At 71.7% G+C, this 21,725-nt stretch carries 26 protein-coding genes and 1 pseudogene; 17 read left to right on the top strand and 10 right to left on the bottom strand.

Annotation, left to right across the window (positions count from 1 at the left end; genetic code table 11):
* Nucleotides 1-359: 359 nt before the first annotated feature.
* The 4 genes from AB0J71_RS46195 to AB0J71_RS46180 form a co-directional block, all read right to left on the bottom strand.
* The gene (locus AB0J71_RS46195; RefSeq protein ID WP_352329283.1) at nt 360-1,340 is read right to left on the bottom strand and encodes an Lrp/AsnC family transcriptional regulator; all 981 of its coding nucleotides are present in this window, start codon (nt 1,338-1,340) and stop codon (nt 360-362) included.
* 5 nt (nt 1,341-1,345) lie between these two features.
* Nucleotides 1,346-2,587: a carboxylesterase family protein gene (locus AB0J71_RS46190; protein ID WP_364420563.1), complete on the bottom strand. Its 1,242-nt coding sequence runs from the start codon at nt 2,585-2,587 to the stop codon at nt 1,346-1,348.
* A gap of 3 nt (nt 2,588-2,590) precedes the next feature.
* Nucleotides 2,591-3,469: a VOC family protein gene (locus tag AB0J71_RS46185; protein ID WP_364420561.1), complete on the bottom strand. Its 879-nt coding sequence runs from the start codon at nt 3,467-3,469 to the stop codon at nt 2,591-2,593.
* 236 nt (nt 3,470-3,705) lie between these two features.
* Nucleotides 3,706-5,148, bottom strand: coding sequence for a DUF4158 domain-containing protein (locus AB0J71_RS46180; RefSeq protein ID WP_364420559.1), 1,443 nt, complete (start codon nt 5,146-5,148; stop codon nt 3,706-3,708).
* A 271-nt stretch (nt 5,149-5,419) separates the two neighbouring features.
* Between AB0J71_RS46180 and AB0J71_RS46175 the strand changes: the two genes are divergently transcribed.
* Together AB0J71_RS46175 and AB0J71_RS46170 are read left to right on the top strand one after the other, a co-directional pair.
* Complete coding sequence (locus AB0J71_RS46175; RefSeq protein WP_364420557.1) at nt 5,420-5,713, top strand: hypothetical protein; 294 nt, start codon at nt 5,420-5,422, stop codon at nt 5,711-5,713.
* Nucleotides 5,714-6,311: 598 nt separating this feature from the next.
* Entirely contained in the window at nt 6,312-7,295 is a 984-nt protein-coding gene (locus tag AB0J71_RS46170; protein ID WP_364420555.1) for a serine hydrolase domain-containing protein, read from the top strand.
* Here the strand turns inward: AB0J71_RS46170 and AB0J71_RS46165 are convergent.
* Nucleotides 7,292-7,615 carry a helix-turn-helix transcriptional regulator gene (locus AB0J71_RS46165; RefSeq protein WP_352331263.1) on the bottom strand — a complete coding sequence of 108 codons (324 nt, stop codon included), beginning with the start codon at nt 7,613-7,615 and terminating at the stop codon, nt 7,292-7,294. The two genes, AB0J71_RS46170 and AB0J71_RS46165, sit on opposite strands and share 4 nt — an antisense overlap.
* 129 nt (nt 7,616-7,744) lie before the next feature.
* Between AB0J71_RS46165 and AB0J71_RS46160 the strand changes: the two genes are divergently transcribed.
* A complete protein-coding gene (locus AB0J71_RS46160; RefSeq protein ID WP_364420553.1) occupies nt 7,745-8,902 on the top strand; it encodes an MFS transporter in 1,158 nt (385 codons plus the stop codon).
* Between the two features lie 54 nt (nt 8,903-8,956).
* On the opposite strand, the gene AB0J71_RS46155 is transcribed toward AB0J71_RS46160, so the two are convergent.
* Nucleotides 8,957-9,385, bottom strand: coding sequence for an NUDIX domain-containing protein (locus AB0J71_RS46155; RefSeq protein WP_352328024.1), 429 nt, complete (start codon nt 9,383-9,385; stop codon nt 8,957-8,959).
* A gap of 41 nt (nt 9,386-9,426) precedes the next feature.
* Nucleotides 9,427-9,681 carry a hypothetical protein gene (locus AB0J71_RS46150; protein ID WP_352328025.1) on the bottom strand — a complete coding sequence of 85 codons (255 nt, stop codon included), beginning with the start codon at nt 9,679-9,681 and terminating at the stop codon, nt 9,427-9,429.
* 132 nt (nt 9,682-9,813) lie between these two features.
* Here AB0J71_RS46150 and AB0J71_RS46145 point away from each other — a divergent pair, with 132 nt between their 5' ends.
* Together AB0J71_RS46145 and AB0J71_RS46140 are read left to right on the top strand one after the other, a co-directional pair.
* A complete protein-coding gene (locus AB0J71_RS46145) occupies nt 9,814-10,587 on the top strand; it encodes an alpha/beta fold hydrolase (RefSeq protein WP_364420551.1) in 774 nt (257 codons plus the stop codon).
* Between the two features lie 65 nt (nt 10,588-10,652).
* A pseudogene (locus AB0J71_RS46140) lies at nt 10,653-11,012 on the top strand (VOC family protein); the annotation flags it as partial.
* 25 nt (nt 11,013-11,037) lie between these two features.
* Here the strand turns inward: AB0J71_RS46140 and AB0J71_RS46135 are convergent.
* The gene (locus tag AB0J71_RS46135; protein WP_352328027.1) at nt 11,038-11,946 is read right to left on the bottom strand and encodes an RNA polymerase sigma-70 factor; all 909 of its coding nucleotides are present in this window, start codon (nt 11,944-11,946) and stop codon (nt 11,038-11,040) included.
* A gap of 189 nt (nt 11,947-12,135) precedes the next feature.
* On the opposite strand from AB0J71_RS46135, the gene AB0J71_RS46130 reads away from it, so the two are divergent.
* The 5 genes from AB0J71_RS46130 (at nt 12,136) to AB0J71_RS46110 (ending at nt 16,272) form a co-directional block, all read left to right on the top strand.
* Nucleotides 12,136-12,420: a hypothetical protein gene (locus AB0J71_RS46130; protein ID WP_364420549.1), complete on the top strand. Its 285-nt coding sequence runs from the start codon at nt 12,136-12,138 to the stop codon at nt 12,418-12,420.
* A gap of 14 nt (nt 12,421-12,434) precedes the next feature.
* Nucleotides 12,435-13,187 (top strand): NAD(P)H-binding protein, encoded by a 753-nt coding sequence (locus tag AB0J71_RS46125; RefSeq protein ID WP_352328029.1) that lies wholly within the window; start codon nt 12,435-12,437, stop codon nt 13,185-13,187.
* 170 nt (nt 13,188-13,357) lie between these two features.
* The gene (locus AB0J71_RS46120) at nt 13,358-14,320 is read left to right on the top strand and encodes a DUF6461 domain-containing protein (RefSeq protein WP_352328030.1); all 963 of its coding nucleotides are present in this window, start codon (nt 13,358-13,360) and stop codon (nt 14,318-14,320) included.
* Nucleotides 14,321-14,417: 97 nt separating this feature from the next.
* Nucleotides 14,418-15,299 (top strand): alpha/beta hydrolase, encoded by an 882-nt coding sequence (locus AB0J71_RS46115; protein ID WP_364420547.1) that lies wholly within the window; start codon nt 14,418-14,420, stop codon nt 15,297-15,299.
* Nucleotides 15,300-15,579: 280 nt separating this feature from the next.
* Nucleotides 15,580-16,272, top strand: coding sequence for a hypothetical protein (locus tag AB0J71_RS46110; RefSeq protein WP_364420545.1), 693 nt, complete (start codon nt 15,580-15,582; stop codon nt 16,270-16,272).
* Nucleotides 16,273-16,296: 24 nt separating this feature from the next.
* On the opposite strand, the gene AB0J71_RS46105 is transcribed toward AB0J71_RS46110, so the two are convergent.
* Nucleotides 16,297-17,034, bottom strand: a complete 738-nt coding sequence (locus AB0J71_RS46105) for a hypothetical protein (RefSeq protein WP_352328033.1) — start codon at nt 17,032-17,034, stop codon at nt 16,297-16,299.
* Nucleotides 17,035-17,415: 381 nt separating this feature from the next.
* On the opposite strand from AB0J71_RS46105, the gene AB0J71_RS46100 reads away from it, so the two are divergent.
* Nucleotides 17,416-17,562, top strand: coding sequence for a hypothetical protein (locus AB0J71_RS46100; protein ID WP_352329751.1), 147 nt, complete (start codon nt 17,416-17,418; stop codon nt 17,560-17,562).
* Here the strand turns inward: AB0J71_RS46100 and AB0J71_RS46095 are convergent.
* On the bottom strand, nt 17,559-17,993 hold the full coding sequence (locus tag AB0J71_RS46095) for a DUF3995 domain-containing protein (RefSeq protein ID WP_364420542.1): 435 nt from the start codon (nt 17,991-17,993) through the stop codon (nt 17,559-17,561). The genes AB0J71_RS46100 and AB0J71_RS46095 overlap by 4 nt on opposite strands.
* 72 nt (nt 17,994-18,065) lie before the next feature.
* On the opposite strand from AB0J71_RS46095, the gene AB0J71_RS46090 reads away from it, so the two are divergent.
* The 6 genes from AB0J71_RS46090 to AB0J71_RS46065 all read left to right on the top strand — a co-directional run bounded on the left by AB0J71_RS46090 (nt 18,066) and on the right by AB0J71_RS46065 (nt 21,708).
* Nucleotides 18,066-18,653: a hypothetical protein gene (locus AB0J71_RS46090; RefSeq protein ID WP_364420540.1), complete on the top strand. Its 588-nt coding sequence runs from the start codon at nt 18,066-18,068 to the stop codon at nt 18,651-18,653.
* The gene (locus AB0J71_RS46085) at nt 18,650-19,138 is read left to right on the top strand and encodes a sigma-70 family RNA polymerase sigma factor (RefSeq protein ID WP_364420538.1); all 489 of its coding nucleotides are present in this window, start codon (nt 18,650-18,652) and stop codon (nt 19,136-19,138) included. The genes AB0J71_RS46090 and AB0J71_RS46085 overlap by 4 nt, the downstream gene beginning before the upstream one ends.
* Before the next feature lie 157 nt (nt 19,139-19,295).
* The gene (locus AB0J71_RS46080; RefSeq protein WP_352329743.1) at nt 19,296-19,706 is read left to right on the top strand and encodes a DUF2871 domain-containing protein; all 411 of its coding nucleotides are present in this window, start codon (nt 19,296-19,298) and stop codon (nt 19,704-19,706) included.
* A 107-nt stretch (nt 19,707-19,813) separates the two neighbouring features.
* Complete coding sequence (locus AB0J71_RS46075) at nt 19,814-19,987, top strand: hypothetical protein (protein ID WP_352329741.1); 174 nt, start codon at nt 19,814-19,816, stop codon at nt 19,985-19,987.
* The gene (locus AB0J71_RS46070; protein ID WP_364420536.1) at nt 19,988-21,082 is read left to right on the top strand and encodes a histidine kinase; all 1,095 of its coding nucleotides are present in this window, start codon (nt 19,988-19,990) and stop codon (nt 21,080-21,082) included.
* Nucleotides 21,079-21,708 carry a response regulator transcription factor gene (locus tag AB0J71_RS46065; RefSeq protein WP_364420534.1) on the top strand — a complete coding sequence of 210 codons (630 nt, stop codon included), beginning with the start codon at nt 21,079-21,081 and terminating at the stop codon, nt 21,706-21,708. Before AB0J71_RS46070 ends, AB0J71_RS46065 begins: the two co-directional genes overlap by 4 nt.
* Nucleotides 21,709-21,725 lie beyond the last annotated feature (17 nt).

Genomic DNA, 21,725 nt, shown 5'->3' with positions numbered 1-21,725 from the left:
GTCGGCGAGCGGCCGGTCGCGGCCGAGCAGGGCGATGGTGCGGTCGATGGCCGAGGCGTAGGCGCGGTGGGTGTTGGGGTTGGCGGTACGCGCCGTGGCGAGGAAGGCGTCGGCGGCCGCGGCGAGGCTGACGCCCTCACCGCGCAGGGCGGTGACCTTCGTCGCCGCGCTCATGCCGACCGCCGTACAACCGCTGCGGCGATGTACCGGATAACGTGCCGGAGTCGCGCACCGCCCCGGCGGAGGGTTGTCCGGGTCACCGCGCCGCTGTGATCGCTCATGTACGTGATAATAGGCAATTATCACGTACATGAGCGATCTGGACTGGATAGCGACGTTCGGTGTGCCCGTGCTGCTGGCTACGTTCCTGCTCTGGCTGTGCCGGCTCGTTTGCTGTCTCGGATGACCGGGGCGCTTTCGATGTGCCGAACTCCCGGCAGGCTGCCGATGCCGCCCTCGAGGTAGCCGTAGAGCGCATCGGCGTCGCGGCAGGCGACGAACATCAGCAGGTTGGTCGGGCCGGTGGTGGCGGCGGCAAAAGCGACCTCAGGATGCGTGGCCACCGCCTGGGCCGTGCGGCGCAGGGCGGAGGGCTCGACGGTCAGCCAGAGGATGGCGACCATCTCGAAGCCCAGGAGCAGAGGGTCGATGTCCACGTCGAAGAACAGCACGCCGCAGTCGCGCAGGTGGCCCAGCCTGCGCTGGGCTGTTGCCGGAGACCATCCGGTGGCACGGGCGAGCTCCGGATATCCGGCGCGACCGTCCCGAGCCAGGACCCCCAGCAGATGCTCATCGCCTTCGTCCAAGACGACCCGCTCCTGCTGAGCCCCTGGTGCGTGCTGCGGGGCGAGCGTGGCGATCTGCTCGCACGTGAGCGAGTCGGCTCTGCCGTGCCAGCCGGTGGGGCCGCCAGCGAAGACCCGCAGCAGGCAGTGCGCCGTCACCCCGACCACCCGCGGTGTGCGGGGCAACTGGCCCAGCAGCAGCGCATCGCGCTCACGGAAGCTGCGTGCCCGCACCACGCAGACGATCTGGGTGCCGCCGGAGGTGAGGCTGACCCAGGAGGTGTCCGCTCGGCGGGCCAGCGCCTCGGCGATGGGGACGGCCGCGTCAGGTACGACCTGGATTCGGACGAACCACTCCGCCCAGCCCAGCCGTCGCGCCTGGACCTGACCGATCACCTTCAGCAGCCCTGCGGAGCGGAGCCTGTGGTAGCGGCGTGCCACTGTCTGGTCGGACACCTTCAACACCGACGCGATACGGCTGAAGGGGGCGCGGCCGTCCACGTGCAGGGCGTGGACGATGGCGCGATCGAGCTTGTCCAGGACAGGGGCGATCACCGTGGTCAGGTCAGCGTGATGTGCTCGACGTGAGGGAAGGCGGGCCAGCCGGGCGAGCCGTCGTGGACGAAAGCCGTCCAGGCGTCTTGCACGTGCGCCACGAGCTGCTCAAGCTGCGCAGGTTCGGCGCCGGCCAGGATCGGGGAGGCATGCCAGGCGGGCAGATTGCCGAAGACGAACGGCAGTTCGATGCAGTGGCAGGCACCGAACGGGCTGCCTGGCGGTGACCAGTCGAACTGGTAGAGGTGGGCCGAGCGGGCTCGCCCGGCCAGGCGCAGGCTGCCGTCGCGGAACAGCCGCGCGGTGAGCTCGGCCTCAGCTTGAGGGAAGAAGGCCCGAGCCTCGTCCTGGGTGGTGCCGATCAGCATGGGCACCCCCTCCTGGGGACCGGCGAGCAGGTCGGCCGGCACGCCGTCGGCGGCGATCAGTTGGAAGGGCGGCGTCACCCCCGTGGGCTGCGCGATGCGGCGGGCGATCTGCTCCTGGCCGGCGAGCAGGTCGGCGAGCGGTAGGGTGCGCAACCGTTCGGCGTCACCCGGGCGCAGATTGAGGACGTCCAGGAAAATCTGCCCGATCTTGGCGGCCTCGCCGATGCTGTACGGCCGTACGCCGGCCGGTGTGCTTTGCAGGATGACTTGCCGGAACAGGTCACGGCCCGCGGAATGACCGGGCAGGGCCAGCGCGGACAGCGCTCCGGCGGACTGGCCGGCCAGCGTGATGCGAGCCGGGTCACCGCCGAACGCCGAAATGTTCTCCCTCACCCAGCGCAGGGCGGCGATCTGGTCGAGCAGCCCGAGGTTGGCCGGGGCGAACTGCGGCGTCAGGTACAGGTAGCCCAGGACTCCCAGCCGGTAGTTGACGGTGACGACCACCATCCGGCCGCGTTCGGCCAGCAGCGCGCCGTCGTACCAGGCTTGGGCGCCGGAACCGGTCAGGAAGCCGCCACCGTGCAGCCACACCAGGACCGGCAACCCTCTGCCGCCCGGTGCCCACGCATTGAGTGACAGGCAGTCCTCACCCTGGTGAAGATCGCTGCCGGGGCCGAGGGCGCCTTCGAGCCGGGATGTGCGCGGCTGCGGGGCCGCCAGGCCCGGTTGGACGGCATCCAGCACGCCGTTCCACCGCGTCGGCCGCGGCGCGGCGAACCGCTCGGCGCGAGCATAGGGAATGCCGAGGAAAGCGGTGACCGCGCCGCCCGCGGGGACGCCGCGCAGCGTCCCGGCGGGTGCGTGGATCAGGTCACTCACCGGTCACATCTCCAGGAAGGCAAGCGCGGCGCCGCGGGCCTGGGCGGCACCGACGAAGAACCCGCCGGGCATGTCCCTTGTGGTGAACCCGTTGCCCTCCACCAGGTCGCGGGCCGCCCGCACGTCACGTACCGACACGGCTTGCCCGGCCATGTACGGCAATGCGGGCACCGGCTCGCCGGGCATCATCGCGCGGAAGGCGGACACCGCGACGACCTCCACCCGGCCCAGCGGCAGCGGCAGCACGTGCACTGGTCCCTCGGTCACCGGTTCGGTGTCCAGGATGAGGGCGTAGCGGGCGACGGTGGACTCCAGGTCGGCCTCGTCCACCACGAGCAGCACGCTGTACAGGCCGGTGGCGCCGTTAGCGTGCTCCAGGTAGCGCGGCTGGTGGATCAGTTCAGGGGTCAGGTGGTACGCGGCGTGGATCAGCCCTTCGGGTGTGAGCGCCCGGTCGAGGTGGACCGCCTGAAAGCAGGCGCTCTCCACACCGTCAGGGGTGTCCACATCCCGCTGCAGCGGCAGCACACCGGAGGAGGACAAGCCGACCGCTCGCAGGCGCTTTTCGGCGGTTTCGATGTCCGTGCAGCCGAAGGAGTACCCGTGCAGGCCCTCGTACTGGGCGATGAGCGGGCGGATGTTCCAGGGGTCGACCGAGCCGTCCCCGTACAGGCCGAGCAATTCCAGGTAGGTGCGGCCGAACAGGGCGCACCGGTTGCCGGCACCCATCGGCCTTCGCTCGCCGCCGGGGCGGTCGGAGCCCATGTGCATGGACAGCGGGCTGAGCGTGAAGCCCAGCGCCTCGTAGGCCGCCGCGGTGGCGTCCATGTCGGTGGTGTAAAGGACGGAGTGGTCGATCCGGTCGATGTCACGAGCAATCATGGGCGACAGGCTGCCGCCCCGGCGGCCACCGACTCCAGCCAACGGGGTGGGATCGACGTCTTTCGACATTCAAGGTCCTATCGTGATGGAATCCCACGCGCCAGCGCCAACCGCCGCTTCACGGGAGCAGCCTCGGATTCAGCGACATCACTGCGGACGATCAGCAATCCGCCCAGTGGCATTTGAGTGTGGCCGACTCGGCCGGCACCTGTGGGACCGGTGAGCTGGCCGGGCGATCAGGCGGCCAGGTCGACGTTTGTGAAGTCGACCTCCTTCAGCAGTGGGTCGAACGGGTCGGGTCGGCGGTGCAGGTCATCGGTGGCGTAGGCGCCGAAGCGGCTGATGTGGGAGCGCAGGTAAGGCGCGATCTGGCCGAGCTGGTCGGCGGTGATCTGCCGGCCTTCGGCGACCGGCCGGTCCTTCTTGAAGAACCGGTACACCAGCAGCTCGTGCGCGTCGCCGTGGAAGGCGGCGACCTCCTCGATGTCCGCCAACTGGGCGGCGAACCCACCAGCCTGCTCCACTGCCGTCCGCGCTGCCTGCACGCTGTGGGTCTGGACCACGAGAGCCGACAGCATCTCGCCGAGCGCCTGGACCTGCCCAGCGTTACCGGCGCACGAGGTCACCGCCTCGACGGCCCGCGCCACCGCCTCGCGTCCGGCGGCCGAGGTCTCGCTGCCGGGGTCGAGACGTTCCAGCACCTGACGGTAGGTGCCAATCAGCCGCTCGCTGGTCGCGCGCTGCCGGGCGCGGATCTCCTCCAGCTCCGCCTTGGCCCGTTTGACATGGGAGGCCATCCGCTTGCACAACATCTCGGCCAGGTCGTCGCGGGCCCGCATCCGAGCGGTGTGCGTCAGGCACGCCAGCAACGCCACCTGCTTGACCGGGTCGTAGCGCGACAAGGTGTCGGCGTCCTGCGCGTCGGCCTCACCCGCGAAGTCGGCGATCTTCGACGGCGCGATGCCCTCCAGCCAGGCGTCGGTGTCGCCGAGCGCGTCCACCTGATCCAACCATCTCACCTGGTCACGAAATCGTGACCAGGTGGCCCGCTGGGCGGGCTTCTTGAGCCGGTTGAACGTCGATTTGCCGTCCGGTCCGACGACGAGCAGACCCTCCATCCGGGCCCGGCCGGCCTCGCCTATCCGCTGCAGGATCGTGGCGAAGATGGTGGCGTTCACCTCGGCGCGGATGCTGGTAGCCAGGTCCTCCAGCGTCGTGTACCCAAGCAGCTCCAGCCGGAGCCGGAGCAACTCCTCGATCGCCACGTTGATCAGGTCCGCCGGGTTGTTCTTGGCCTGGGCCGCCTTCCGGATCGCCATCGCGGCGATCGCCCGGGCCCGGCCCGCGTCGTACTTCACGCCCTGACGCTGGCGCACCAGCTTGCGATGCGCCTTCGCACTACGAGAGGAGCCGTGATCCGGCCAGACGTCCTCGGCCAGCTCCAGACAGCGCCGAACGTTGTCGATCACCACCTCGGGGATCTCGTCCGTGGACGGGAAACGCGCCATCTTCTGGAAGCACTTCAACGCCAGCACCAGCGCGAAGCACGACTCCGGGCTGCCGGTGCGTTTTTCGGCCCAGTCCATCTCTTCCGGCGAAGGCGTGAAGAACACGTGCAGCAACCGCGCCGACGTCAGCCGCTTGAACTGCGGATAGGCGGTCCGCTCGATCCACGTCATCCCAAGGCCGTCCCTCGCCTCGATCCCGGCGTCCAGACGCCGAAACCGTAGCGGCGATCAACCATGCCGAACGGTCTTGTTCACCAAACCGCAACCAAACCCATGCGGAGGGTCACATCAGCGGACGATTAAACCTTCTGGCCAGCGGCTCAGCGACTCACTGCCCCTTTCACTCGTACTTGGTCTGCCCCCCACCAGGGCCTACAGCGGCGTCAAGGCCACCCTGCAGTCCTTCCGGGCCAACGACCTCCTCGGGGTCGCCTTCGGCGTCGTGCACGCCGGCAGCGGCGTCTCCTACGTCGGCTACAACCCCGGCGTGGTCTCCATCGGCATGCCGGCGAGCCTGCCGCAACCGCTGCGTGCGACGACCCGGGCGTTGTTCACCGTGCTCGCCACGTCGGTGCCGAAGGCGACCGGGCCCATGACCGCGCTCCTGGACGACCCGCCGGCCGAGCCCTTCACCGCCCACTGGGGCAAACGCCGGCTGCCGCTGGACGGCCGCGCCTTCGACCGGGACAACGCCCTGCGCCTCCATAAGCTCACGCAGGAACTGATCGCGCGCTGACCCCGGCGCCCCGACCCCAAGGAGACAGGCACAGATGACATTAAACAACCTGACCGGCAAAACCGCCCTGATCACCGGCAGCACCGGGGGCATCGGCATGGAGACCGCGCGCGGCCTGGCCGGAGGGCCTCACCGGCGCCTACTTCGACGACCGGTGCCGCCGTAAGCCGCTGCCGGCCGGCGCGCTCGACGAACGCAACCAGAACGCGATGCGGGAGCTCTGCGTCCGGCTGAGCGTCGGCATCCTCAACGAATCTACAATGTAAAGGCGGGCTCTGAGTTCATAAATTTGTCCCGTCCATCGACAACCAAGCACCGACGAACGCGGCCAGAAGGCCGGTAAGGCGTCCTTCCCAAGTCGGAGATCGCCGGTGGGGAATCAGGGTTTCCGTAGGGGATTTCTCCGACGCCGTACCGCCCTCTCGTGCCGGATCTTGATACGGCGGAGGCCGAGAGCCGGGCTCCGTTGATCAGGAGGGGCAACGTGAGAGGAAGACGGACCAGCGCGGCCGTCGTGGCGTGCTTGACCGTGTCGTTGACGGCGGCGCCTGCCGTGGCCGCACCCGCGCCGGCGGACGCGAGTCCGCGTGTGCAGGCGATGCTGGACAAGATCGTCGCAGGCGGTGCGGTCGCCGCGATTGCCGAGGTTCGCGACGGGGACAAGACCTGGCGGGCCGCCGCCGGCAGGGCGAGGCTGAAGAACGCCCGGCCGGCCCCGGTGGACGGGCGTTTCCGGGCCGGGAGCGTGACCAAGTCGTTCACGGCGACCGTGGTGCTCCAACTGGTGGGAGAGGGAAGGCTGCGCCTGTCCGACAGTGTGGAGCAGTGGCTGCCGGGGCTCGTGGACGGGGGCGCCGACATCACGATCAGGCACCTTCTCCAGCACACCAGCGGCCTTCCCGAGTACTCGACGGGCATGATGGACGAGGCGGGCATCCCCAAGGAGCGTTACCGCACCTGGTCGGCCCGCGAACTGGTGGAAAGGGCGGAGAAGCTCCCACGCGACTTCCCGCCGGGGTCCGGGTACGGGTACTCCAACACCAACTACATCGTGCTCGGCATGCTGATCGAGAGGGTCACCGGCAGGCCGTACGCGACGGAGGTCGGGGAGCGGATCCTGCGGCCGCTCGGCCTGCGGCACACCCGCCTGCCGGGAGCCTCGCCGGAGGTGCGCGGCCCGCACGCCCACGCCTATGTGCCGGTCACCAGGGGTGGCCGGGTGGTCCCCGTTGACGTCACTCGGTTCAATCCCACGATGGCCGGTGCGGCGGGCGAGATCGTCTCCACCACCGCGGACGTCAACCGGTTCTACCGTGCCCTGTTCCAGGGCAGGCTGCTCCCCCCTGGTCTGCTGAAGGAGATGAAGGATCCCGGCACGACCGGGGGGTATGGGCTGGGGCTGGAGCTGGCGCCTCTTCCCTGTGGCGCCGCGTTCGGTCACGGCGGCGGTGCCCCGGGCTACCTGACGGTGGCGTTCAGCTCGGCCGACGGTTCGCGGCAGGTCACGTTGTCGATCACGCCGTTCTCCGGCGACCCTCATCAGGCGGCCATGACCGTGCTGACCTCTGCGTTGTGCCCTTAGGGCTCGGAGGTGCGGCGTTGTGCGCCGAGGACGGAGTCGAGCAGGCCGGGGAAGAGGGTGTCGAGGTCCTCGCGGCGCAGCCGGACGAGCCGGGATCGGCCCTGCACCGTCGTCCAGGTCACGCCGGCCTCGCGCAGCACCCGGTAGTGGTGCGAGAGCGTGGTCTGGTGCACGTCGATGTCGGCGCCAATGGCGTTGCAGTGGTCCTCGCCCATCCGGTCGAGCCGCTGGACGAGGTCGAGGCGCACGGGGTCGGCCAGGGCGCGCAGCACCTCCACCAGCCGGATGGCGTCGGTGGCCGGTTGTGACACCTCACGCATGGTCGCTCCCTGTGTTCCGCACGCCTGTCACGCTACCAATTGATGGATATATGGACAAGCATCCATGTATTGCCTAGGGTTCCCCTCGATACGTCCGAGGCCCCTATGGAAAGGTGGCACCGTCCGGTGTTGCGACGGCTTCTCCCTCTGGCCCTGGCGACCTTCGCCGTGGGCACCGACAGCTACGTCATCGCGGGGCTGCTCCCGGCCATCGCCGCCGACCTGCGGGTCTCCACGCCCGCCGCCGGGCAGTTGGTGACGGTGTTCGCCCTGGTGATGGCCCTGTCGGCGCCGATCATGGGCGCGCTCACCGGTGGGCTGGACAGGCGGACGGCGCTGCTGGTCGCGTTGGGCGTCTTCGTGGCCGGCAACGCCGTCACCGCCCTGGGAACCGGTTACGAGGTGGTGATGATCGCCCGCGTCGTCACCGCGGTGGGCGCCGGGATGATCAACTCCGCGGCCTCCAGCGCCGCGGGGGCGATCGCGCCTGCGGAACGTCGGGGCAGGGCTCTGGCGTTCGTGCTGGGCGGGCTGACGGCGGCGACGGCGTTGGGTCTTCCGCTCGGCACGCTGATCGGCCGTGCCGACTGGCACGTCACCCTGTGGGCGGTCGCCGGGGTCGGCCTGGTCGCGGCCCTCGGGATCGCCGCCGGGCTGCCCAGGGTGCGGCTTCCCGCCGCCTCGCTGGGGGAGCGGCTGCGTCCGCTGAAGGAGGGCCGGGTGGTGGCGCTGCTGACCGTCACCACGCTGGTCTTCCTCGGCGCCTACACCCTCTACACCTACGTCGGGCCGGCCCTGCGGGAGGCGACGGGCGGCTCCGGGCCGCTGTTCGCCGCCGTGCTGACGGCCTGGGGGGTCGGCGTCCTGGCGGGGAACATCGTCGCCGGACGGCTGGTCGACCGGTACGACCCCGCGCACGTGCTGACCTGGCCCCTCGCCGTCGCCGTCGTCATGCTGGCCCTCACGCCGGTGGCGACCGCCGCGTTGGTGCCGACCCTGGCATGGGCGGCGGTCTGGGGTGTGGCCCTGGGCGTCGTCGTCGTGCCCCAGCAGCATCGGCTGATCGCGCTCGGCCCGGCCGCGGCGCCGGTCCTGCTCGGCCTCAACTCCTCGGCCGTCTACCTCGGGATGGCTCTCGGCGGCGGTCTGGGCGGGCTGGCCCAGGAGTGGTTCGCCGTCGTGCCCGCCGCGTTGGGGCTGCCGGCCGCCGGCGTCACGGCCGTGGCGCTGCTCTGCCATCTGACGACCGCCCGCCGTCGTGCGCCCGCCGTGCCTCGGCCGTCCTGAGCACGGGGTCCCTCCCCTGAGAGCCGGACGGCGATCGTGGCAGACGGCCCGGCCTCACCCCTCGATGCGTCCCAGCCAGGCGTCCTGGGCGTCGGCCAGCTTCTCTGCCAGCGGTAGCGGGACGAAGCGGCAGGCGAACTCCATGCCGGCGTCCGCGCCGTCGCCATGGACCCGGTGGCGCCAGGCGTCGGCGCTGTCGGGGGCGGCGGTGAGGTGGAAGAACGTCGTGCGCCGGGGCCGGCCGTTGTCCTCACGGGGTGTGTGGTCGACCGCGACGGGCCCGACGAGGGTGACCTCGGTCAGGCCGGTCTCCTCCGCGAGCTCCCGCAGGACGGCCTGTTCCAGGCTCTCGTCCGGCAGCACTCCGCCCGCCGGCACCTGGGTGCCGGCTTCGGGCGCGTCGACGTGATCGAAGACGAGGAGTTCCGGGGTGGTGCGGTGGCGGATGACGTAGGCGGCGACGCGGATTCTCGGCTCGGGCATCCGTTCATGATCGCAGGCGCCGAGCCGAGAGACGCGTGCGGCTAGGAGACGTACAGCAGCCAGTAGGGGGGCTTGGCGTAGATGCTGCTCAGGCGGCAGGTGGCGGTTCTGCCAGCGGCGGTGTACGCAGCCGCCGCACGGGCGCAGGCGTCCGACGTCGGGTAGACGCCGTACAGGACGGGGGTGGCGGAGGTCTGCGCCGTGGCGGCCTGGGCCGCGGCCGGGAAGGCGAGGGTGGCCAGGACAAGTCCGACACCGGCCGCGGCGCGGCGGAATGTGTTCGTGTTGATAACCATGGGCGGAACGGTAGAAGTCGTCCGCTTCCGCGGTCGTCAAAGCGATCCTTGATTCCCCGTCCCCCTCGGGGATGATTTCCGCGGCCGGGACGTCGTCCTCCCGGAAGGCGGGAGTGTGGTCGAATCGCTCCCATGACGATCGAGTACCTCCCCGTCTCCGGTGACGGCCGCCTGTGGGCCGAGCAGGCCGGCGACGGACCTCCCGTGGTCCTGCTGCACGGCTCCGTGCACGACAGCCGCCTGTGGGACGGCGTCTTCCCCGAACTAGCCCGCCACCGCACCGTGATCCGGTACGACGCGCGGGGCCTGGGCCGTTCGACGCCGCCGACCGCGCCGTTCCGCTACGAGGACGACCTGCTCGCGGTCCTCGACCACTTCGGCGTCGAGCGTGCCGCACTGGTGGGGCTGAGCATGGGCGGCGAGGTCGCGCTCGACTTCACCTTGGAGCACCCGGCGCGGGTGCGCTCCTTGACCCTGGTCGCGGCGTCGGCCGGTGGCCACGACTGGCCGCGCTCTGCCGAGCTGGACGCCTACGCGGCGGCCGACCGCGGGGACGACCCCGGCCGCCTGGCCGAGACGGAGCTCACGCTCTGGGCCTCGCTGGGCGAGCGGGCGCCGGGTTACGCGGCGATCCGGGACATGGTCACCGAGAACGCAAGGCTGCGGGTGGCCGCCGAGAAGGGCCATGCCCTGTTCGCGGAGGTGGGGGCCGTCGAACTCCTCGACCGGGTCGCGGTGCCCACGACCGTGGTGGTCGGCGACCACGACCACCCGGAGATCGGCGTGATCGCCCGCCGGCTCGCCGCGGGCATCGCCGGCGCGCGCCTGGAGATCGTGGCCGCGGCCGACCACTACCTGCCGTTGCGCGCGCCGGAACGGCTCCTGGAGATCCTCCTCGCCGGCTGACCGGCGCCGAGACGGCGGTCCGGTCCGCAGAGGGCGGCCCGGTCGTCGGGCATAGGGTGATCGGCATGGCATTGCGGCTGGTTCAGGTGAACTTCAAGGCCCGGGACGACGCGGCGCTCGGCCGGTTCTGGGCGGACGCGCTCGGCTGGGGTGTCTCCAGCGAGGGCCCCGGCGTGACCAACGTCGAGCCCGTGGGATTCGCCTGGCCCGATCCCAGCGCCGTCTGCGTCGACGTCGTCACCGTTCCCGACCCCGAGACGGTGAGGTACCGCGTGCACCTCGATCTCGCCACCACCTCCGAGGCCCATCAGGCGGAGCTGGTCGTCCGGCTGGAGGGGCTCGGCGCGAAGCCCGCCGACGTGGGCCGGGGTGACGTCCCGTGGGTCGTGATGGCCGATCCGGAGGGCAACGAGTTCTGCGTCCTCGGCGCCCCGCGCTGACCCTCCGTGCTCAGCGGGTCACTGGGGTCTCCCGTCCCATCCGCGAGAGCTTGTCGGGATTGCGCACGTGGTAGGCGCCGGTGACGTAACCGTTCTCCACGCGCACCGCCACCACGCCGTCGATCTCGCCGTCGATCCGCACGAGCAGCCCCGGCCCGCCGTTGACCTGCACCAGCTCGACCGATCTGTCCGCGTCGTGCCTCCACCAGCCGGTGGCCAGCAGGCGGGCCACGTTGTCGATGCCCACCACGGGCCGCGGCAGGGCGTGCCGGAGGCCGCCGCCGTCGCTCAGGGCGACGACGTCCGGCGCGAGGACGTCGAGCAGGCTCTGCAGCTCGCCGGTCTCGACCGCCCGCTGGAAGGCCTGGAGCGCGGCCCGCGTCTCGGCCGGTGAGGTGTTGCCGCGCGGCCGGCGGGCGGCGACGTGCGCCCGCGCCCGGTAGGCGATCTGGCGGACCGCTGCCGGGCTCCTGCCGACGGCTTCGGCGATCTCGTCGTAGTCCAGCTCGAACACCTCGCGCAGCACGAACACCGCCCGCTCGGTCGGCTGCAGCGTCTCCAGCACCAGCAGCATCGCCAGGGAGACGCTCTCGGCGAGCTCGACGTCCTCGGCCACGTCGGGCGCGGTCAGCAGCGGCTCGGGCAGCCACGGCCCGACGTAGGACTCCTTGCGCCGGCCGAGTGCGCGCAGCCGGTCGAGCGCCTGCCGGGTGACGATCCGGACCAGGTAGGCGCGCTGCTCCCGCACGCCGGAGAGGTCGACGTCCGCCCAGCGCAGCCAGGTCTCCTGCAGGACGTCCTCGGCGTCGGCGGCCGAGCCGAGCATCTCGTAGGCGACGGTGAACAGCAGGTTGCGGTGGGCGACGAACACCTGGGTGGCGGAGCCGGGCGGCCCGGCGTGTTCGTCGTGATCGGTCATGTCCCGCTCCTGCCTGTCCGTTCTCCGCACTGCCACACGCACAGGACGCCGTCCGGCGCCGCCGCGTAACACCTGCGGCCAGTGGGCTACGTCACAGGGCCGCCGGTGTTACGGGGGCCGGGGCGGCGGCGTCTGGTGGTCGTCAGGACGCCGCGCGGACGATCCGTGCGGCGCGAGGACGAGTCCAGAGTGAGAAGGGAAGTCTTCCTCATGTCCACCTCCACGACGACCGGCCGCCGGTCGCGTATGCCCAATCCCCTCCCTCAGCTGCTCGGCAGCACGTACTTCACCGTCAGGGAGACCGCCGGCCTGCGCGGGCTGGGCGAGCCGGAGGAGCGCATCACCGCCGTGGCCACCTGGCGGGACGCCACCTGTTTCACCGAGGCCGAGCGCGTCACGCTGGAGCTGGTGGAGGCGGCCCTCATCGCCAAGCCGATCCCCGGCATGCCTCCCGGCCGGAACTCCAGCGAGTGAGAAAGGCGCCTGACATGAGCATCACCACGTTCGCGGTGGCCGGGGCGACCGGCCGGCTGGGCCGCCACGTCGTCGACGTGCTGACCGAGAGGGGGCACCGGGTCGTGCCGATGTCCCGCGCCACCGGCGTGGACGTCGTCACCGGTCAGGGCCTGGCCGAGGCGCTGACCGGGGCGCAGGTCGTCATCGACGTCGCCTCCTGGCACTCCTCCGACCAGGAGGCGGCGACGGAGTTCTTCCGTGCCTCGGCCCGCAACCTGCACGAGTACGGCCGCCGGGCCGGGGTCGCGCGGATCGCCGTGGCGTCCGTCATCGGGGCCGACAGGGCCACCGCCGGTTTCCTGGCCGCCAAGAAGGTGCACGAGGAGCTGCTGCCGGCCGGGCCGCTTCCCGTGCGCGTCCTGCGGGCGGCGCAGTTCCACGAGTTCGTGGGCCAGTTGCTGGACTGGCAGCCCGGTGACGTCGCCTACGTCCCGGAGCTGCCCACCCAGCTCGTGGCCTGCCGGGTCGTGGCCGAGGAGCTGGCCGACCTGGCCACCGCCGACGCCGTGGCGGGCACGCCGATCCCCGAGATCGCCGGCCCGCGCAGGGAGACGCTGGCGGAGGCGGCCCGGCTCCTGGGCGCCCGCCGGGGTGTCAAGGTCGTGGGCGTGGACGGCGCGGGCATGCCCGATGCCGCCCTGGCCGCCGCCGGTGCGTTCCTGCCCGGCCCGCACGCCAGGCTCGCCGGCCCGACCTTCCGGGAATGGCTCGACGCCCAGCCCTGATCCGGCTCCGCCCTTGTCCTCGGTGGGCCGCCGGGGACAAGGGTTTGCCCGTGCGGGCGTCCCCGGCGAAGGGCGGCCGCCCGCCGTCTGGACGATCTTCGAAAATTGTCCGTGCCCTGCGCCATGATGGCACCGCTCGTCTCCGCATGAGGGATCTTGAAGGAGCTGTCATGACCGCACAGGAAACGCCCGACTGGTCCGATCTGGGGTGGGACGGCTGGAGGAACCTGCCGCTGGTCCGCGCCAAGCTGGCCGCGGGCGCCGACCCCGACGAGGGCGCGTACTTCTTCGAGCGCCCCCTGCACGTCGCGGCCGAGCGCGGTTCGCCGGAGGTGGTCGCCGAGCTGGCCGGCCGGGTCGCCGACGTCGACGCCGAGTGCGAGGGCCGCACCGCGCTCTGGGAGGCGGTCTTCCGCGACCAGCCGGACAACGCCCGTGCGCTGGTCGCCGCCGGAGCCGACCCGTGGCGGCCGATGATGGGCGGCTGGTCGCCCGGCCGGCTGAGTCTGGCCGGGCCGACGCCCGGCCTGTTCTTCCCGTTCCCGCCCGGCCACGCCCGGCTCACCGAGGCCGAGACGGCGGCCGTGGCGGAGGCCGCGCGCCTGGTCGGCGTCCTGGACGGCCTCGACGGCGACGGCTTCAGCCTGACGTGCGTGCGCGGTGTCGGCGCGGCGGAGGCGGCGCGCCTGCTGGCCGCCGAACCCGCCACGGAGGAGGAGCTCGAAGAGGTCGAGGACGATCCGTCCGACGACGACGCGCTGCGGTTCGTCGGCGTCACCGACGTGCCCGGCGGGTGCGTCGTCTTCCAGGAGTGGGGGTACATGGCCGCCACGCCCGGCGTCATGAAGGCGCTGTCGGCGGGCACGGTCGCCTACGGCATGTACGCCAATCCCAAGAGCGGCAACCAGGGCAGCGTCTACCGCGACGGCGAGGTCGCGGAATGGGACACCCATCCGGGCGGCGGCGACGCCTCCCCGGAGGACTCGCCGGAGGAGATCCTGCGCAAGTACCTGTACGACGGGTGCGCCGAGGCGTACTGCTTCGCCGGCGCGGGGCTGCGCCCGGCCGACGCCCGCTCGCTCACGGAACCGGACATCTACCTGCGGCTGCCCGACGGCGACTACTGGGACTGAGCGTTCTCCTGCCGGGCGCCGGTGCCAGGGTTCTGCCAGCCGGGTGACAGCCCCGGCGGCCAGGCTGCTGTCTCCACCAACGTGAAGGCAGGGCTTGATGGGCGGCGAGAAGTCGATGCGGTGGCAGAGCGCGGACGTGACCTCGAAGGACGGCACGACGATCGCCGTGCTCAGCGCGGGCCGGGGGCCAGGGCTGCTGGTGATCCCCGGGAACAACCGGCGCGCCCACCACTACGGGGCGCTGGCGCGGGCACTGTCCGGCACGCACACCGTGCACGTGATCGAACGGCGCGGACGCGGCGGCAGCGGCCCGCAGGGCCCGGCGTACGGCGTGGACACCGAGGTCGACGACGCGCTGGCCGTCATGGACCGCACGGGCGCGCGCCTGGTCTTCGGGCACAGCTACGGCGGTCTCGTCGCCCTGCACCTCGGGTTGCGGCGCAGGGTGGCCGCGCTCATGGTCTACGAACCGGGCGTGAGCATCGACGGCTCCTTCCCCGCCCGGTGGCTGCCGGCGTTCGAGCGGCTGCTGGCGGCGGGCAGGCACACTGCGGCGATGGCGGCCTTCCTCAAGGCCACCCGCCTGGTCCCGGTGGGCGACGCGCCGGCTCCGGTGTTCCATGCGCTGGCGTTCCTGATGCTGCGCGGGGCGGAGGGGCGCGACATGCGGGCGATGATGGCGACCACCCCCGCCGAGATCGGCGAGATCGTCCGCCTGGACTCCGACGGCGCCAGATACTCCGGCGTCGGCTCCCCGGCGCTGCTGCTCGGCGGCGACCGGTCCCCCGGCTACCTCACCGGTGTGCCGGCTCGCCTGGCCCGCCTCATGCCCGACGCCCGGCACGAGATCATCGCCGGGCTCGACCACAACGCCCCCGACCTCAACGCCCCCGACGTCATCGCCGAACGGATCCGGGCCTTCACGCGGTCGCGGGGTCACGGGTTCCGGGGGGACGATTTCGCTGAGCGGCGCCCCTGAGCCATGGCATTGCGACAACTGAATCTTGCCGGTCACCGGGAATGCGGTTTCGGTGTGGCGTCGATGAGTGATTCGTGGCAAGTGTAAACATCGTACCGGTCTAGATGCCCTGATCGGCGTGCGAAAAGGCCGCATTCCGGTTCAAGGGTTCGGATGGCGACTACGGGCTGCATTCCGAAAGGAACGGTACATGTTCTCACCCAAAATACGAGCAAATGCCCTCAGCAACCCCACCCGGCCGACGGCACCTCGTCTTGGGCGGACCATGACACGAGCGGCCGTGCGCGGCTCGCTCTCGACGGCCCTCGTCCTGGCCATGACCCCCGCCATGAGCCCGGCCGCGTACGCGGACGGCGACGGGCGGTGCGACCCGCACACCTTCTTCAAAATCCGTTCGCTCTCGCCGAGAAACTTCTTCATTCCCCGCACCCGCTACATTGACGGCCCCGGCGGAACCATCACGGTGACGGTGACCCGCGAATACGAGGTGAGGGCGTTCCGGGAGACGGAGAACGAGCAGCAACTCGTGATCACGACCGGAGATCTGGTGCGCAACCTGCGCAAGATGGGCGTTCCGCATCTCGAAGAGCGGCATATGGTCTTCACCGGCCATGAATACAGCCGGACCATCACTAAAGGGATGTACGGCAATATGTGGTATCGCGTTTTCGGCTACCGCATCGGCTGGTCGGCCTGGTCGGTCCTCGGCACCTGCAAGCAGGTCGAGGTCGGCTCAGGGATAGCCAACGTGCCGGCCAGGGTGGAGGGCTGGCGGTACTGGGAGACCAGGCACCCCAAGTTCAGGGGCCGCATCCTGTCCATCGACGACGGGAATCCCGACGACGACAAGCGGTCGGGGCCGGCCAGGCGGCAGTGGCAGGGGCCGTCGCTGGCGCCCCTGGCCAGGCCGTCGTTGCCGCGGGAGACCCCCTCGACCGAGCGGACCGAGCGGACCAGGCAGCGCAGACGCTGAGCCCCGGTTCACCGGCCCCCGAGCTCAGGCCTCCAGCGTCGCCTCGGGGACCGGTCGGCGGCGCGGGGCGGCGAGGTCGTGGGCGGAGCGGGCCAGCCAGATCATCATCAGGACGTTGGAGACCACGCCGAGAGCCTCGACCGCGCTTTCCTCGCCGGTGAACGGCAACGTCGCCAGCACCAGGACCAGCGGCGTCACCAGGGCGGCGACGCCGTACGCGACGGTCGCCGTCGCCCAGCGGTCGTCGGAGCCCTGGGCCCGCAGGACCAGCGCCGTCCAGACCAGACCGGCCAGGCCGCAGACCAGCTCCAGCCCCTCCGGGACGGGCCGGCCGAGCAGGTCCAGCACGCCGATGACGGTGTATCCGCCGTACCCCAGCAGCCCGGCGCCGCGCATGTATGGCCGGCCGCGGCCCAGCACCCGCATGAACAGCACCACGAGCACGCACATCACCGCGGAGTCGATCACCGTCGTGTCGGCCCAGATCGACGCGGTGAGGTGCAGCACGAACAGCGAGGCCGCCGCGGCGTACAGCGCCAGGCGCAACCGCAGGAGGTCGGCGTCCTGCGGTGGTGGCGGCCCCGCCGACGGCCCGCGCAGGATCTGCCAGATCCCCCAGGACCACGACAGCCCGGCCAGGACCAGGAGGAACAGGTTCGGCCCGGTGGCCGTGACGCCTTCGGTCACGGCCGAGAACAGGGTCAGCCCCCACAACGGGCCGAGCTCACCGGAGACCAGGGCGACGACGGCGGTGACTGTCACCGCGGCACCGTACAGAACGGTGAGAACCAGGGCGGGCACGGCCGAACGGTGACGACGTAACACAGGGGGCTTCCTGCCGGAGGAGGGGACGAATGCCTCACTCTACAATCGATCATGAGAAGTGACGCCAGACGGCGGGCACGCCGCGTGTCACGATCCCCCCACTGACGAAAGGCGCGAACGTGATGTCCGCCCCCACCACCGGTGACGACTGGGAGTCGCCCGGCCGTGGCCGGCCTGCGGGGACCGGCCCCCGGGGCCGGCCGGGCGGGCCCGGCCGGCGGTGTGGGTCAGCAGCCCGGCCCGGCATCCTGATGGTCGTGGTCCTGCCGCGCTGCTGGGGCTCGGGAAGCCGAAGCGCGGCCCGGGGTGCGGGCCGAGGTGTCCGGGCAGGAGGCCGCTGACCTGCTGTACGGCCTGCTCGGCCCCGAGCTGTGCCTGCTGGTCGTGCACGCCCGCGGCTGGCGGCGCGAGCGCTGGGAGCAATGGGCCTTCCGCACCCTGCGCGCCCAGCTCTGCTCCGGCTAGAGCCGCCGGGAGCCGCGGCGGGAGGCGACGAGGGCCGCCGACGTGGCCATGACCACGCAGAGGGGCGTGTAGAGGAACAGGTTGAGCCAGTAGAACGGGGTCGCGGTGTCCGCGCCGACGCCGGCGATCCACACCAGCCCGGCCGCCGCACGCACGAGGGTCCCGGCGGCGACGGCGGCCGTGACCAGACGGGCGGGCAGGCCGCCGCGGCCGCGCGAGCGGGCGAGCACCGCAACCGCCCCGGTGCCGAGCACGACGACGAGCGGCACCAGCACGCGCGGGGTGAACGGCACCTCGAAGTTCAGCACCGCCAGCGAGAGGGATCTGACGTCGTGGGCGGGCCAGGTGCGGCCGGTCAGCCAGTACAGGTGCGCGGCGGCGTCGGTGAGCAGGACGGAGGCGGTCAGGGTGCCGAGGCGTGAGATGTTCATGTCCGGCAGGAGTCGGCGAAATCCGTAATGGTTCCATGGAACCTTTCGCGCCCCTCCCGCCTCTGGATGGACATGAGCTGGCCTGTTGCCGATCTGGACCCCGTACGCCGCCTGCGCGCGCTGGCCGCGGCCATTCCCGGGGCGTCCGTCGCCGAGCGCGTCATTCCCGCACCCTTCGCGGCGGTCTGGGCCGTGGTGAGCGATCTGGAGGGGGAGTTCGGCACGTTCGAACCCGACATGCGGCATCTCACCGTCGAGTCCGCTGGCCCGGACGAGGGCCGCCTGGTGGCCAGGGCCCGCAGCCGGTACGGCATGCGCGCCCGGTTCGACGTCGACCTGCGGCCGGGCTGGTGCTGGATGCAGAGCCGGTTCCTGCTCGTCGGCCTGGCCGCGACCGCCGTGCCGGAGGGGACGCTGGTCGCGCAGACGGGCGGGGTGCGCGTCCCGGGCCGCGCGGCGCTGGTGCCCTGGGGCGTGCGGGTGGCGGGGGAGAAGGCACTGGCCAGACTCGCCTCCCGGGTCACGGCCGACAACGCAGCCGACGACGCGGGTCGGGACGCGGCCCGGGACGCGGGCCGGGACGCGGGCCGGGACGCGGGCCGGGACGCGGGCCGGGACGCGGGCCGGGACGCGGGCCGGGACGCTGGGGGCGCGTCATGACAGCCGCCCGGGTGCTCGCCGCCCAGCGGGGCGACACGATGGCCATGAACGACCTGCTCGCCGAGCTTACGCCGTACCTGGGCCGGATCTGCGGGCCCATCGCGTTGGACAGCGGGCCGGACGCCGTGCAGGAGGCGCTGATCGCGATCTTCCGGCATCTGCGCGACCTGCGCGAACCAGAGGCGCTGCTCGGCTGGGCGCGGGCGATAGCCGTGCGCGAGGCGGTCCGGATCGCCCGGCGTGACGGCCGTTCCAGCCCGGCCGAACTGGCCGGCGTGCCCTCGCCGCACGAAGTCGAGCGGGCCGTGGACATCCGGGACGTGCTGGAGCGCCTGTCGCCGGAGCATCGGGCGGTGCTGGTGCTGCGCGACCTGGAAGGGGTGCCGGAGGACGTCGCGGCGCGGATGTTGCGGGTCCCGCCGGGCACGGTCAAGTCCCGGCTGCACCGGGCCCGGGCCAGCTTCCGCCGGGCCTGGCAGGGCTGAGAGTCGTCCGGCGGGGCTGTGAACTGTCCGGCAGGGGCTGAGAACCGTCCGCCGAGGCTGTGAACCGTCCGGCAGGGCTGAGAGCAGCCGTCCGGCGGCGGGACGTCGGTGGAATGCCGGTACGAATGGTGCCAAACAACCCTCTAAGGTCTCAACCGTGAAAAAGATCTACCATGCGGCGCACATCTACATGATCGTCGGCGTCGTCAGCGGCCTCTACTATCGCGAGATCACCAAGCTCAACGACTTCACCGGCGACACCCAGCTCGGCGTGGTGCACACCCACCTGCTCGCTCTCGGCATGCTGTTCTTCCTGATCGTGCTGGTGCTGGAGAAGGTGTTCACGTTGAGCGCCGGCGGCAAGCTGTTCACCTGGTTCTTCTGGGTCTACAACGGCGGGCTGGCGCTGACGGTGACGATGATGATCGTGCACGGCACCCAGACGGTGCTCGGCGCCGAGACCAGCCCGGCGATCACCGGGCTCGCCGGGCTGGGGCACATCGTGCTGACGGTCGGGCTGATCCTGTTCTTCGTCAACCTCGGCAAGCGCATCCCCGCCAAGACCTGACCGGAGTCGCGTCCAGCAGGCCCGGCCGGGCCTGCTCGCGGATCTCCACCCGGATCTCCACCGTTCGTAGGTGCGACTCCACCCTGCCCTCTTCCTACCGTCGAGCCATGGAGAAGCTGCTCTGGGTCTTCCAGCGAATCCTGGACTCGAATGGGGGCAAGATGAACGGCAAGGTCATCATCAGTCTGGCAGTCGCCGCCGTCGTGGTGGTCGTGGGGTTCATCGTCTTCCGGCTGCTGATGGTGGAGATGGTGGTCAATCTGAGCAGGGGGTCGCACTAGGTGTGGGAGAACGTCCGCCGGCTGCTGTCGGCGGACGATCCTGAGACGGGGCGGCTGATCCGCTACGTGATCACGCTGCTGCTCGTCCTGACCCTGGCCACGGCGACGCCCGCCACCAAGCCCGTCCTGGTGTGGACGGCGCTGGGCGGGTCGCTCGCCTGCTGGCTGGGGTTCGTCGTGCTCGACCGGCGCGCCCACCGGATGGCCCTGACCCTGCTGGCCGCCGGGACGGTCCTGGCGGCGGTGACCGTCGGGCCCGGCGACACCGAAGGGGTGATCTTCCTCTTCGCCGAGCTGATGCTGTTCGCGGCGCACCTGACGCCGCCCGTCTGGGTGATCCTCGGCGTCGCGGCGGTGGACCTGGCGCTCATGGCCGGCGGCATGGCGCTGCTCGGGCGGACCCCCGCCTCGACGGCGGCGCTGGCCGCCGTGCTGGTGAGCGCGCTGATGTTCGCGCTGCACCGGCGCCAGTACCGGCAGGGCAGCCTCGACCGGGCCAGGGCGGTCGCGCTCGACGAGCGCGCCAGGATCGCCCGCGAACTGCACGACGTGCTGGCCCACTCCCTCGGCGCGCTCCGCGTCCAGCTGGAGGTGGCCGACGTGCTGCTCACCGACAAGGGCGACGTGCAGGGCGCCGCGGAGCGGGTCAGGTGCTCGCTGCGGCTGGCCACCGACGGCCTGATCGAGGCCCGCGCGGCCGTGGCCGCCCTCCGCGAGGACGTCCCGCCGCTGCCCGAGGCCCTGTCGACGCTGGCCGACGCGCACCGCCGCGACCACGGCGCCGAACTCGCGATGCGCACCGCCGGCGTCTCCCGCCCGGTCGCCCCCGCGGTCGAGGTGGGCTTGCTGCGTACGGCACGCGAAGCGCTCACCAACGCCGCCAGGCACGCCCCGGGCGCCCCGGTCTCGCTGACCCTCGCCTACACCGCCACCATGGTCACCCTGACCGTCCGCAACCCGCTCGGCGCGCCGCAGGCGGGCCCGCCCGGGCACGGCCTGACGGGCATGCGGGAGCGGCTGGCCCTGATCGGCGGGACCCTCGACGCGGGCCCGGACGGCGACGACTGGCTGGTGCGAGCGGAGGTGCCCGGATGAGGGTGGTGGTGGTCGACGACCAGCAGATCATGCGCGAGGGCCTGGTGGCGCTCATCTCGCTGATGGACGGCGCCGAGGTGGTGGGCGAGGCCGCCAACGGCGAGGAGGCGCTGCCCCTGGTCGCGGCCGAACGCCCGGACGTCGTGCTGATGGACCTGCGCATGCCGGTCATGGACGGCGTGGAGGCGACCCGGCGCATCACCCGCGACCACCCGGACGTCGCCGTGCTGGTGCTCACCACCTACGACGACGACCGATCGATCACCTCGGCGCTGCTGGCGGGGGCCCGCGGCTACCTCACCAAGGACGCGGGCCGGGCCGAGATCGCCGCGGCGCTGCGCTCGGCCGCCTCGGGCCAGTCGACGTTCGCCGAGCCGGTCTCCAGGCGGCTGGTCCAGGCACTGGCGCGGCAGGGGCCCGAGCCGGTCACGCACCTGCTGGACGGGCTCACGGCCAGGGAGGTGGAGGTGCTGCGGCTGATCGCCAGGGGGCTGAACAACGGCGAGATCGCGGCCACCCTGGTCATCGCCGAGACGACGGTGAAGACGCACATCAACAACGCCTTCGCCAAGATCGGCGTCCGCAACAGGACAGAGGCGGCGAACTACGTCCGCGACCGCCTCTGAGGAGGTCCCGGACGCCG

The organism is Nonomuraea sp. NPDC049637 (assembly GCF_040675235.1).
In the GTDB taxonomy this organism is placed as follows: domain Bacteria; phylum Actinomycetota; class Actinomycetes; order Streptosporangiales; family Streptosporangiaceae; genus Nonomuraea.
Note: the sequence above shows the minus strand (reverse complement) of the source record. Positions and strands in the feature narration are given on the sequence as shown.